At 45.0% G+C, this 13,538-nt stretch carries 9 protein-coding genes and 2 rRNA genes; 10 read left to right on the top strand and 1 reads right to left on the bottom strand.

All coding sequences use genetic code 11. The annotated features are described in order from the left end of the window. Nucleotides 1-265 precede the first annotated feature (265 nt). The 10 genes from P253_RS08535 to hisC all read left to right on the top strand — a co-directional run bounded on the left by P253_RS08535 (nt 266) and on the right by hisC (nt 12,070). Nucleotides 266-3,155 (top strand): 23S ribosomal RNA (locus tag P253_RS08535). A 191-nt stretch (nt 3,156-3,346) separates the two neighbouring features. After that, nucleotides 3,347-3,461, top strand: a 5S ribosomal RNA gene (rrf, locus tag P253_RS08530). A gap of 226 nt (nt 3,462-3,687) precedes the next feature. Then, nucleotides 3,688-4,938, top strand: coding sequence for an esterase-like activity of phytase family protein (locus tag P253_RS08525; RefSeq protein WP_042119671.1), 1,251 nt, complete (start codon nt 3,688-3,690; stop codon nt 4,936-4,938). Nucleotides 4,939-5,083: 145 nt separating this feature from the next. Next, the gene (locus P253_RS08520; RefSeq protein WP_016659503.1) at nt 5,084-6,535 is read left to right on the top strand and encodes an RNA polymerase factor sigma-54; all 1,452 of its coding nucleotides are present in this window, start codon (nt 5,084-5,086) and stop codon (nt 6,533-6,535) included. Between the two features lie 175 nt (nt 6,536-6,710). Beyond that, nucleotides 6,711-7,043, top strand: a complete 333-nt coding sequence (gene hpf, locus P253_RS08515) for a ribosome hibernation-promoting factor, HPF/YfiA family (protein ID WP_005179935.1) — start codon at nt 6,711-6,713, stop codon at nt 7,041-7,043. A gap of 136 nt (nt 7,044-7,179) precedes the next feature. After that, nucleotides 7,180-7,431, top strand: coding sequence for a BolA family iron metabolism protein IbaG (gene ibaG / locus P253_RS08510; protein WP_005179933.1), 252 nt, complete (start codon nt 7,180-7,182; stop codon nt 7,429-7,431). Between the two features lie 7 nt (nt 7,432-7,438). After that, nucleotides 7,439-8,695, top strand: a complete 1,257-nt coding sequence (gene murA, locus P253_RS08505; protein ID WP_005179929.1) for a UDP-N-acetylglucosamine 1-carboxyvinyltransferase — start codon at nt 7,439-7,441, stop codon at nt 8,693-8,695. Then, entirely contained in the window at nt 8,695-9,396 is a 702-nt protein-coding gene (gene hisG / locus P253_RS08500) for an ATP phosphoribosyltransferase (protein WP_005179926.1), read from the top strand. The genes murA and hisG overlap by 1 nt, the downstream gene beginning before the upstream one ends. 184 nt (nt 9,397-9,580) lie before the next feature. Then, entirely contained in the window at nt 9,581-10,882 is a 1,302-nt protein-coding gene (hisD, locus tag P253_RS08495) for a histidinol dehydrogenase (RefSeq protein ID WP_162182853.1), read from the top strand. A gap of 99 nt (nt 10,883-10,981) precedes the next feature. Further along, complete coding sequence (gene hisC, locus P253_RS08490) at nt 10,982-12,070, top strand: histidinol-phosphate transaminase (protein WP_016659501.1); 1,089 nt, start codon at nt 10,982-10,984, stop codon at nt 12,068-12,070. Between the two features lie 123 nt (nt 12,071-12,193). Here the strand turns inward: hisC and P253_RS08485 are convergent, their stop codons facing one another. Continuing rightward, complete coding sequence (locus tag P253_RS08485) at nt 12,194-13,531, bottom strand: anthranilate synthase component I family protein (protein WP_016659500.1); 1,338 nt, start codon at nt 13,529-13,531, stop codon at nt 12,194-12,196. Between the last annotated feature and the right edge of the window lie 7 nt (nt 13,532-13,538).

Raw genomic sequence — 13,538 nt, 5'->3', positions numbered from 1 at the left:
TAACAGATTGGCAAAATTGAGTCTGAAATAAATTGTTCACTCAATCAATATACGTTAACGCGTTGTTATGACGGGTTGATGAACGTAGATTGAATTGAGAACTAGCAAATTAACTGAATCAAGCGTTTTGGTATATGAATTTAGATTGAAGCTGTACGGTGCTTAAGTGCACGGGACTTCGAACTGTAGATTAAATAGATAATTGATTATTTATTTAATTGTCTTAATCCTACTTGTAGGGATTAACGACTGTTTGGGGTTGTATAGTCAAGTAATTAAGTGCATGTGGTGGATGCCTTGGCAGTCAGAGGCGAAGAAAGACGTGATAGCCTGCGAAAAGCTCCGGGGAGGCGGCAAATATCCTTTGATCCGGAGATGTCTGAATGGGGAAACCCACTTACCATAAGGTAGGTATTGCAACATGAATACATAGTGTTGCGAGGCGAACGAGGGGAAGTGAAACATCTCAGTACCCTTAGGAAAAGAAATCAATTGAGATTCCCTCAGTAGCGGCGAGCGAAAGGGGAACAGCCCATTAAGTTATGTGTGTTTTAGTGGAATGCTCTGGGAAGTGCAACCATAGTGGGTGATAGTCCTGTACACGAAAGGGCACACATAATGATGACGAGTAGGGCGAGGCACGTGAAACCTTGTCTGAATATGGGGGGACCATCCTCCAAGGCTAAATACTCCTGACTGACCGATAGTGAACCAGTACCGTGAGGGAAAGGCGAAAAGAACCCCTGTGAGGGGAGTGAAATAGATCCTGAAACCGCATGCATACAAGCAGTGGGAGCAAACTCGTGAGGTGACTGCGTACCTTTTGTATAATGGGTCAGCGACTTACATTCAGTAGCAAGGTTAACCGCATAGGGGAGCCGTAGGGAAACCGAGTCTTAATAGGGCGTATAGTTGCTGGGTGTAGACCCGAAACCAGGCGATCTATCCATGAGCAGGTTGAAGGTTGGGTAACACTAACTGGAGGACCGAACCCACTGTCGTTGAAAAGCCAGGGGATGACTTGTGGATAGGGGTGAAAGGCTAATCAAGCCTGGTGATAGCTGGTTCTCCCCGAAAGCTATTTAGGTAGCGCCTCGGACGAATACCATTGGGGGTAGAGCACTGTTTCGGCTAGGGGGTCATCCCGACTTACCAAACCGATGCAAACTCCGAATACCGATGAGTACTATCCGGGAGACAGACTGCGGGTGCTAACGTCCGTAGTCAAGAGGAAAACAATCCAGACCGCCAGCTAAGGCCCCAAAATCATAGTTAAGTGGGAAACGATGTGGGAAGGCATAGACAGCTAGGAGGTTGGCTTAGAAGCAGCCACCCTTTAAAGAAAGCGTAATAGCTCACTAGTCGAGTCGGCCTGCGCGGAAGATGTAACGGGGCTAAAACTATGTGCCGAAGCTGCGGATGTATACATTGTATACGTGGTAGGGGAGCGTTCTGTAAGCCGATGAAGGTGGATTGAGAAGTCTGCTGGAGGTATCAGAAGTGCGAATGCTGACGTGAGTAACGACAAAACGGGTGAAAAACCCGTTCGCTGAAAGACCAAGGGTTCCAGTCCAACGTTAATCGGGGCTGGGTGAGTCGACCCCTAAGGCGAGGCCGAGAGGCGTAGTCGATGGGAAATTGGTTAATATTCCAATACTTCAGTATAATGCGATGAGAGGACGGAGAAGGTTAAGTCAGCCTGGCGTTGGTTGTCCAGGTGGAAGGCTGTAGGCATGCATCTTAGGCAAATCCGGGGTGCTCTATGCTGAGAGCTGATAGCAAGCTAGTTTACTAGCGAAGTGGCTGATACCATGCTTCCAGGAAAAGTCTCTAAGCTTCAGTTACACTGGAATCGTACCCGAAACCGACACAGGTGGTCAGGTCGAGTAGACCAAAGCGCTTGAGAGAACTCTGCTGAAGGAACTAGGCAAAATGGTACCGTAACTTCGGGAGAAGGTACGCTGTTGACGGTGATGGGACTTGCTCCCTGAGCGGTTGACAGCCGCAGAAACCAGGCCGCTGCAACTGTTTATTAAAAACATAGCACTCTGCAAACACGAAAGTGGACGTATAGGGTGTGATGCCTGCCCGGTGCTGGAAGGTTAATTGATGGGGTTAGCGTAAGCGAAGCTCTTGATCGAAGCCCCAGTAAACGGCGGCCGTAACTATAACGGTCCTAAGGTAGCGAAATTCCTTGTCGGGTAAGTTCCGACCTGCACGAATGGCATAATGATGGCGGCGCTGTCTCCAGCAGAGGCTCAGTGAAATCGAAATCGCTGTGAAGATGCAGTGTACCCGCGGCTAGACGGAAAGACCCCGTGAACCTTTACTGCAGCTTGACATTGAACTTTGACCTTACTTGTGTAGGATAGGTGGGAGGCTTTGAAGTTGGAACGCCAGTTCCAATGGAGCCGTCCTTGAAATACCACCCTGGTAATGTTGAGGTTCTAACTCTGTCCCGTGATCCGGGACGAGGACCATGTCTGGTGGGTAGTTTGACTGGGGCGGTCTCCTCCTAAAGAGTAACGGAGGAGTACGAAGGTGCGCTCAGCGTGGTCGGAAATCACGCGTAGAGTATAAAGGCAAAAGCGCGCTTAACTGCGAGACCCACAAGTCGAGCAGGTACGAAAGTAGGTCTTAGTGATCCGGTGGTTCTGTATGGAAGGGCCATCGCTCAACGGATAAAAGGTACTCTGGGGATAACAGGCTGATACCGCCCAAGAGTTCATATCGACGGCGGTGTTTGGCACCTCGATGTCGGCTCATCTCATCCTGGGGCTGAAGCAGGTCCCAAGGGTATGGCTGTTCGCCATTTAAAGAGGTACGCGAGCTGGGTTTAGAACGTCGTGAGACAGTTCGGTCCCTATCTACCGTGGGCGCTGGAAATTTGAGAGGATCTGCTCCTAGTACGAGAGGACCAGAGTGGACGAACCTCTGGTGTACCGGTTGTGACGCCAGTCGCATCGCCGGGTAGCTATGTTCGGAAGGGATAACCGCTGAAAGCATCTAAGCGGGAAGCCTACCTCAAGATAAGATTTCCCTAGGAATTTATTCCTCTAAAGAGCCGTTCGAGACTAGGACGTTGATAGGTTGGGTGTGGAAGCATAGCGATATGTGAAGCTGACCAATACTAATTGCTCGTGAGGCTTGACTATACAACACCCAAACAGTTGTTGTATCAAGCTGAATTCTAAACTAATCCTTGATTTAGTTAATGCGACACAATAAAATTCAGACCCAATGGCCAATCCGTTAATAACTCATTTGGAACAAAGTAAGGCATTACATGCAAAAGCATCAAGCTTAAGCAAAGTAACTAAGACCCGAACAAGTCCATAACAGTTGTGCTGGCGACAATAGCAAGAGTGAACCACCTGATCCCTTCCCGAACTCAGAAGTGAAACCTCTTAGCGCTGATGGTAGTGTGGGGTTACCCATGTGAGAGTAAGTCATCGCCAGCTCATTAATTCAAAATCCCCCTAGCTTAAACAGCAGGGGGATTTTTTTATGCTTTTAATAAAGCTAAAGAATTATAAGTCCCAGAAAAGTATCTAAGCATCATGATCAAATAAATAGAAAGACAAGTATTCGGTCGCAAAAACCGGTCTTTAAATTGTCACTGAATCATCCCAACACTGTCATTTTTTCTTGTTTGAATGGTTTCCCCAATTGCTATTTTTAAACTTTATGAAAAAAAGATCTATTGGCCTTTTTATGGCTGTTGTGTTGGGCTTGAACGGATGTAATGATTCTGATGAAAAGATGCAGGTGACGCCTACACCCTTGATCAATGAGCCAACTTTGGTGGCTTTTGCAAAACTGGATGTGGCCACCTATGCAGAAGGACCAGATTCCGGTGCATATGTGACCGGTGCAAACGGAATTTTGCCGCCATTTTCTGGGCAGCCTGTGCAAGGTTTTTCGGCTGCTTTAAAAAATAATGATGGGACTTATCTGGTGATGTCTGACAATGGTTTTGGCACGCAAGATAACTCGGCTGACTATCTGCTGCGTTTGCATGTGATTCAACCGACCTTTAGAACAAAAATAGCAACTAACACTGAAGTGAAGCATTTAAGTTATGTGCAGCTGCGTGATCCGAATAAACTCATTCCCTTTTCTATTGTCCATCAAGATACTGCCGAACGTTTGTTAACCGGGGCGGATTTTGACCCGGAATCGATGCAGCGTACACCGAATGGCGAGATCTGGATTGGGGATGAGTTTGGACCCTATTTACTGCATTTTTCTGCCGACGGTATATTGCTGAGTCCACCAATTCCATTACCGAATCCACTGAATCCGGCGCAAGAGCTGCGTTCACCTCAGAATCAGTTCAATAAAGAACAGCTGAATTTTGTTGAACCACTGGTACAGCGTAGCGGTGGTTTTGAAGGCATGGCGATCTCTCAAGATGGAAAATATCTGTATCCGCTGTTGGAAAAGCCATTACTGAACGATAGTTCTAATCGTTTAATCGTGTCTGAATTTGATTTGGCAAAAAAAGCCTATACAGGCAAATATTATTATTTTCCATTGCATACTAGCGCCACCGCGATTGGTGATTTTCAGCTGTATAGCCCGACTGAAGGAATTATTATTGAACGGGATGATAGTGAAAACGATCTGCTGGGCTATAAAAAGCTGATTAAAGTCACGCTCAGCACCGCTGGTCAGAATATGCAGAGAGAAGATCTGGTCAATTTGATGGATATTGCCAATCCGGATTTACTTTATGGCACTGCGCGAGCGGGCGATATTGCGACCGGTGAGCGTTTTGGTTTTCCGTTTCAGACCATTGAAGATATTGTCATTGAAGGTCCAGACCTGATTACTGTGCTGAATGATAATAACTTTCCAGGTTCAAGCGGGCGAAATGCCAATCTGGCCGATGATAATGAAATTATTCAGATTCGTTTGCCAAAAGCATTGTTCTAAATTTATCCGCAATTACAGAAGGTCACCTCGGGTGGCCTTTCTTTATGAAAATTTTTTTGTATATTTTTTAATAAAAGCATGCTATAAAAATTAAAACAGGCATAAAAATTGCTTATAAAACGCGGTATTAAAAAAGGTGGGTAGTATGAAGTTATCAGTGGGATTAAAAGTTGCCAACTCCCTGTCATTGACACCCCAGTTGCAACAGGCCATTCGTTTACTTCAATTATCAAGTTTAGAACTTGAGCAAGAAATTCAATTACAGCTCGATAGTAATCCATTATTAGAGAAAGTTGAAGAACAGGCCGATGTTGAGAGTCTGTCAGCGGCAGATACAGATCGTGATCAAAAAGATTTAACCAATGAATTAAATGCCGATCATCTGCCAGATGATTTACCGGTCGATACCGACTGGGATGATGTCTATACCCATCAGCCGACCAGTTTGGGTACGCCAGAATATGAAGAGCGTGAAGATAACCGTCAGGGTGTACTGGGTTTAAAAGAGCATATGCTGGAGCAGATTAACCTGCTGCATTTTTCTAAAATTGACCAGCTGATTGCTTACTGCATTATTGATTCTCTGGATGATAAGGGTTTTCTGGAAAGCGATATCAGCGAGATTACTGCTTCAGTCCAGCATCTGCTCGATTCGATGGAGTATGAAGACAGCATCGAAGACGATGAAGTGCTGGTGGTATTGAAACATATTCAACGGCTGGAGCCGGTGGGGGTTGGTTCGCGTCATCTGGCGGAATGTCTGTTGATTCAGCTGGAAAGTCTGCCGACAAATACCCCATGTCGTCAGGATGCTATGCAGCTAATGACGCATTATGAGTTATTAATCAGCAATGAAATTCCAAAACTACTCAAGCAGACTGGTTTAAATACCGATCAGCTGAGATGTGCGGTCGAGTTGCTGAAAACCTTGAAACCGCATCCGGGTATGGAGTTTGAAGATAAAGAGTCGGATTATCAGATTCCAGATGTGGTGGTGATGAAAAAAAATGACAGCTGGCAGGTACAGCTGAATCCGGATGTCATGCCAAAGCTCCGGGTTAACTCGTTTTATGCCAATATGATTCGTCGTGCCGATCAGAGTGATGACAATCAGTATTTGCGTAACCAGATGCTGGAAGCCAAAAACTTTATCAAGAGTATTGATGAGCGGCATAAAACCTTACTCAAAGTGGCAACCTGTATTGTTGAGCATCAGCGTACTTTTCTGGAAATTGGCGCAGAAGGCATGAAACCTTTGGTGCTACGCGATATTGCCGAAGAGGTCGAGCTGCATGAATCTACGGTATCCCGCGTGACCACCAATAAATATATGCTGACCCCGCGTGGCCTGTTTGAGTTGAAATATTTCTTTTCAAGTCATGTTGGCACTACATCGGGCGGTGAAGCATCGTCAACTGCGATTCGTGCCAAGATCAAAAAACTGATTGCTGAAGAGAACCTGCGTAAGCCTTTGTCTGATAACGCAATTGCCAATATTTTAAAAGAAGAGGGGATTGATGTGGCGCGACGTACGGTTGCAAAATATCGCGAATCTTTACATATTCCATCTTCTTCTGAAAGAAAAGTCTTGATCTAGTTTTGAAAATCTGCCTATTCTAGAGATTCATTATGACAACATAATGAATCTTTTTTTCTATGAGGATGAGTCAAAATGATTGCATGAAGGTATCACTGAGCAGCAGTTCTGGTCCTGTACGTGAATCATTTTGATGATGACTCGTCTAATCCTAACGAAGGTGAGGGATAGAATTATGCAAATAACAATTCGTGGCCATCATTTATCAATTACACCTGCAATTGAAGAAAATATAAAAGCAAAGTTCGCGCAAATGACCAAACATCTGGATCAGGTCAATAGTATGCAGGTGAAGCTCAGTAAAGATCATCAGATCGATAAGCATTCTAAAAAAGGCAGTGCCAACCATATCGCAGAAGCGATTATCCGTTTACCTGGAACGGAGCTGTTTGCCCAGGCCTGTGCTGATGATATGTATACATCGATTAAGAAAATGTCAGAAAAATTAAAACGCCAATTAGACAAGCATCGCAAAATGCAGCTGGTTTATCAGCCTGTCGCGATTTAGCTGAAACAATCGGCAAAAAGAGGTTTTTAAAAAACCTCTTTTTTTATATATATAATGTATGTGACTAATGAATTATTTTTTTCATTTATAGTAAAATGACCGGTTTTACACCGTTGGTCCTATAAGAGGTCTTGTGATGAATAATGAACAGCTCGCTGAAATTTTAAAAGCTGCTTTTCCAGAGGCAGATGTAGTCGTTAGTGGGCAGGGTGGTAAATTTGATCTTCGTATTGTCGATGATCAGTTTGAAGGCAAACGTCTTGTTGCACGCCAACAGGCAGTGTATGCGCCGATTAATGCCTTGATCGCCAGCGGTGAAGTTCATGCGGTAACAATTAAAGCAATGACCAAAGAAGAATGGCGTAAAGCAAGCTTATTCGGAGCTTAATAAATTAATGGATAAATTTTTAATTCAGGGCGGTATTAAGCTCGAAGGTGAAGTGCGCATTTCTGGTGCAAAGAATGCAGCATTGCCATTACTGGCTGCCATGATTCTGGCCGACTCACCTATTACCCTGACCAATGTGCCTAATCTGAAAGATGTAAACACACTGGTTAAACTCATTGCGGGCCTCGGTATCACCATGTCTTATGAAGGCGATACTGTGGTGGCCGATACCTCGACCCTGAACAACCAGTTTGCACCGTATGAGCTCGTTAAAACCATGCGTGCGTCTATTTTGGTGCTTGGACCGCTATTGGCGCGCTATGGCAGTGCACAAGTATCACTCCCGGGCGGTTGTGCGATTGGTTCGCGTCCGGTCGATCAGCATTTAAAAGCTTTAGAAGCTTTAGGTGCAGAAATCCAGGTCGAAAATGGCTATGTACATGCCAAAGTCGATGGCCGCTTAAAAGGCGGCGAAGTGGTTTTTGATATGGTAACCGTAGGCGGCACTGAAAATATCTTGATGGCTGCCGTGCTGGCGGATGGTGTCACCACCATCCGGAATGCTGCGCGTGAACCGGAAATCACCGATCTGGCACAAATGCTGATTAAGATGGGTGCCAAAATCGAAGGCCTGGATACCGATACTTTGGTGGTAACTGGTGTAGAAAGTCTGCACGGCTGTGAATATGCGGTAGTGGCGGACCGGATTGAAACCGGTTCCTATCTGGCGGCGGCAGCCATTACTGGTGGCAAGATTAAAACCACGCATACCGATCCGGCCCTGCTGGAATCGGTGCTAGACAAATTTGAAGAGATGGGCGCAGAAGTCACCCGTGGGGATGACTGGATTGAACTGGATATGATGGGTAAACGTCCGAAAGCGGTGAGCTTCCGTACCTTGCCACATCCAGATTTCCCGACCGATATGCAGGCCCAGTTGATGGCAGTGAATGCCGTTGGTCGTGGTTTTGCCACCATCTCTGAAACGATTTTTGAAAACCGTTTTATGCATGTTCCTGAATTGGCACGTATGGGCGCCAATATTCAGGTTGAAGGCAATGATGCTGTGGTAACCGGTGTAGAAAAATTATCTGCAGCACCTGTCATGGCTACAGATTTACGTGCTTCGTTCTCTTTAGTGTTAGCAGCTCTGGCGGCTGAAGGGGAAACACTGATTGACCGTATTTATCATATTGATCGCGGTTATGAAAATGTCGAAGCGAAGTTACAAGGTTTAGGTGCCCAAATTAAGCGAGTAAGTTAATGAGCGATATGAGAAACGATGATCCAAACTTTGACGTAATGGGCAATTTTGATCATGGTTTAACTTTAGCATTAAGTAAGGGACGTATTTTAAAAGAGACACTGCCGCTGCTGGAAACAGCGGGCATTAACTTGCTGGAAGATCCTGAAAAATCCCGTAAGTTAATTTTTCCAACCACCCATAAACAGGTGCGTATTCTGATTTTACGTGCTTCTGATGTGCCGACCTATGTGGAAAATGGCGCAGCAGATTTAGGTGTGGCAGGTAAAGATGTCTTGATGGAACATGGCGCACAAAATGTCTATGAACCATTAGATTTAAAAATTGCCAACTGTAAACTGATGACAGCGGGTAAAGTCGGTATGGTTCGTCCAAAAGGCCGCTTAAAAATTGCGACCAAATATGTGAACCTGACCCGTCAATACTATGCCAGCCTAGGTGAACAGGTTGATGTGATCAAGCTTTACGGTTCGATGGAACTGGCACCGCTGGTCGGCCTGGGTGATTACATTGTTGATGTGGTCGATACCGGAAATACGTTACGTGCCAATGGTTTAGAACCACTGGAAGAAATCTGTAAAGTATCTTCCCGTTTAATCGTCAACAAAGCCAGTTTTAAACGTAAACAGGCGTTGTTAAATCCGATTATTGCCCAGCTAGAACAGGCTGTGGCTGATCGTGAACAGGCCAAACAGGCGTAAGTTGTTCAAATAAAAGACCGCTCTTGAGAGCGGTTTTTTATGGCGGTCTATGAGAACAGTCCTGTTAATACTTTTCTTCAATTTGAGCAAAAGTAATTTTCCATAAAAGTCCGTGGCCCAATGCGCGATTGATACCCACAAAAGCCTTGAAAACAGGTAAACTAATCTTTTCCATATCAACCTTGTGGGTAAATTGATGCGACGTTTATCGACTCAAGATCAGAACTTCAAGCAGGTGTTTGCTGACTTGTTGGCTTTTGAAACAGTGAGTGATCCAAAACTGTTAAAAACCGTAGACCAAATCATTGCTGATGTCCGTCAGCATGGTGATGCTCATGTTCTTAAATTAACTCAGCAGTTCGATAGACATCCCGCGCATCAATTTTCAGATCTAGAACTGACCCAGGAACAGCTTAAAGATGCCTTTGACGCATTAAACACTGAAGTGCGTGAGGCACTGGAGCTGGCTGCAGCACGTATCCGTGAATTCCACCAGGCACAAAAGCAGGATGGCTGGACCTATGTCGATGCCTTGGGAAATACCTTGGGTCAGAAAGTCACGCCACTGGACCGCGTGGGCATTTACGTGCCGGGTGGTCTGGCGTCTTATCCATCTTCAGTACTCATGAATGCAGTGCCTGCGCATGTGGCGGGTGTGCCTGAAATTATTATGGTGGTTCCGGCGCCAAATGGTGAGTTGAATCCACTGGTGCTGGCGGCGGCCTATTTAGCGGGCGTGACACGTCTGTTTACCATTGGTGGTGCACAAGCGGTCGCGGCGCTGGCCTATGGAACAGAAACCATTCCATCGGTCGACAAAATTACCGGCCCGGGTAACCGTTTTGTCGCAGCAGCAAAACGTGCGGTATTTGGTCAAGTCGGTATTGATATGATTGCCGGCCCATCAGAAATTCTGGTCTATGCCGAAGGTGAGAATAATGCAGAGTGGCTGGCGATGGACTTATTGTCACAAGCCGAGCACGATACCGTCGCACAAGCAGTATTCATTACACCGGATGAGGAATTATTGAATGCTGTTGATGGCTGGATTGAAAAGCACTTAGAGGCATTGCCAAAAGCAGAGATCGCCCGTACCTCGATTGAAAACCGCGGTGCATTAGTCTTGGTGAAGGACCGTCAGGAAGCAATTGAGCTGATCAATCAGGTAGCACCTGAACACCTGGAATTATGCATGGATGATCCGCAAGTGATGGCAGAAGATATTCGTCATGCTGGGGCAATCTTTATGGGACGTTATACCCCTGAAGCGATTGGGGATTACTGTGCTGGTCCAAACCACGTGCTGCCAACCTCAGGTACTGCGCGTTTCTCCTCACCGCTGGGTGTATATGATTTCCAGAAACGTTCTAGCCTGATCATGTGTTCGCAAGAAGGGGTGAAAACTCTGGCCAAAACTGCGGATGTACTGGCACAGCAAGAGAACCTGGATGCGCATGCGAGATCAGCACGTTATCGTTATCAGTAATTAAAGAAATAGAAAACCTCTCCCTAGCCCTCACTTGCGCTTCATTTTAAAGCAGTGCTTTAAAACTTGCTCAGGAGAGAGAACTTTGAGAATTTAAAAATGAATATCACCACAGAACAAATGCGTTTCTGGAGTCCGGCAGTACGTGAATTAGAACCGTACGTACCGGGCGAACAACCAAAAATTCAGAATTTACTTAAACTGAATACCAATGAAAACCCGTATCCGCCATCGCCAAAAGTGGTGGAAGCGGTGCAGAAAGTGCTGGAAAACTCGGCGGATGCGTTACGTTTGTATCCAGATCCGGATGCCTCCGAGTTAAAACAGGCCATTGCCAAACAGCAGCAGGTGCCGGTCGAGCAGGTCTTTGTCGGCAATGGTTCTGATGAAGTGCTGGCGCATATTTTTAAAGCCTTCTTTGTTCAGGATCTGCCGCTGTTGTATCCGGATATTACCTATAGTTTCTACCCGGTCTATAGCCAGTTTTTTGGGGTCAATACCCAGGTCATCCCTCTAAATGACAATTTTGAAATTGTGGTGGATGATTATAAGCAGCCAAATGGCGGCATTATTATTACCAATCCGAATGCACCAACCAGTATTGATATGGGCCTGGCTGCCATTGAAGAAGTGCTTCAAGCCAATCCAAACTCAGTTGTGGTGATTGATGAGGCCTATGTGGACTTTGGTGCCGAATCTGCAGTTAGCCTGGTGGAAAAATACGAGAATTTAGTGGTATGCCAAACCACCTCTAAATCGCGTTCTTTGGCCGGATTGCGGGTTGGTTTTGCCATTGCCCAACCGCATTTAATTGCTGCGCTGGAAGCGGTAAAAAACAGTTTTAACTCTTATCCAATGGATCGTTTCGCGATTGCGGCAGCGGTGGCGTCTTTTGAAGATCAGGAATACTTTGAAGCGCAAAACCAGAAAGTAATTGCGAGTCGTGAAACACTGGTGGCACAGCTGGCTGAGCTGGGTTTTAAGGTATTGCCATCGAGTGCCAACTTTATTTTTGCTTCACTGCCAAGTAAAGATGCCGGTGAATTGGCAGCTGAATTGCGTGAACGTGGCATCATTGTGCGTTATTTTAACAAGCCACGGATTAATCAATTCCTTCGGATCACCATCGGTACCGATGAGCAAAACCAGCGTTTAGTGGATACCTTGAAAAACGAGATTTTGGCTTAAGTGAATCCACCCTAACCCTCCTTTGATAAAGGAGGGAACTCTTCCCTCTAGAAAAGGTGAGAAACAATGGTTCTCAAGGGGAGGGATTCATAAAAAAGCGACTCAATTGAGTCGCTTTTTTATTTATTCAGGTGTGTACCAGGTATTGAGTAAATCCAGCATCGCCGAAACCTTATCAAAACATTCCTGATATTCTGCATCACAATCAGAGGCAATGGTAATACCACCACCGGCCCATAACGAAACTTCGTGTTGATATTTTTGAATCGAGCGAATCAGAATATTCCAGGAACCGGTACCATCAAAATTAAAATAACCCATTGATCCGCAATAGGCCCCGCGTGGTGTGCCTTCCAGCTCTTCAATAATCTGCATGGCGCGAATTTTAGGGGCGCCAGTAATCGAGCCGCCCGGAAGTGCAGACAGCAATACATCTAGTGGATTGATCTCTGCTTTTAACGTCGCAGTGATTTCACTCACCATATGATGCACTTGTTTAAATGATTCAATATTAAATAACTTCGGCGTTTTTACTGAACCGGTTTCAGCATAGACACTCAGATCATTACGTAGTAAATCGACGATCATCACATTTTCAGCCTGATCTTTTTCAGAATTTTTTAAGGTCTGTTTAGATTGCTCATCCAATATTGGATCTGTATAGCGTGGCATGGTGCCTTTAATGGGTTTAGTAAGGAGTTGCCGATGAGGCAGAAAATCAATAAATAATTCAGGTGAACAGCTGAGTAATTCAAAGTCATTTATTTTTAAATAACCGGCATAAGGAGCATGGGTTAGCGCCCAGAAATCTGCAGCGGTATCTAATAATAATCCTTCCGCAGAACCTTTAAATTCCTGGGTTAAATTAATCTGATAACAATCACCTGCAACAATATAATCCTGGACTTGATTAAAGGCCTGTTGATATTCAGTTTTATTCCAGCGTGCGGTACAGGCCTGAGTTAATTTAAATGAATTCTCCTGTTTTTGAGCCAACAAATTTTGAATATAAGTCAATAAAAATTCGGCTTGCTGCTCATCGCTGGTGAAATACCAGTGCCCATTTTCCAGAGTTAGAAAACTGTGAAATTGTCCTAGAAATAAACACGGTTGAGCTTTGCTTTGAGTATGAATGTGCTGTTGGGCGGCATAATCGTAGCTGATAAAACCGATCAGCCCGCCTTTAAAATAACTGTCGCCAATACAGCCAGTTGGCTGCAAAAAGTCATCTAAAGAAGGCGCTGCTGTTTCTTCAAGATAATGATTAAAACTGTGTTGCTTAAAATACTGCCATTTATTTTGTTGAATAAGGTAGTAATGTTTTGCCGATAAGCCAATAATCGGTTGGCCATTATTTTCTAAATAAACAAGATGTGAGAGTGAACCCAGCGCTTTTAAAATTTCTGCTGGGGTATAGGAGGATTCACAAAGTACTTGTTTGTAGAAAGATGAGGTGGCCATAAATTTC

This window comes from Acinetobacter indicus CIP 110367, assembly GCF_000488255.1.
Taxonomy (GTDB): domain Bacteria; phylum Pseudomonadota; class Gammaproteobacteria; order Pseudomonadales; family Moraxellaceae; genus Acinetobacter; species Acinetobacter indicus.
The sequence above is the reverse complement of the archived record's forward strand: the minus strand, read 5'-3'. Positions and strand labels throughout refer to the sequence as shown.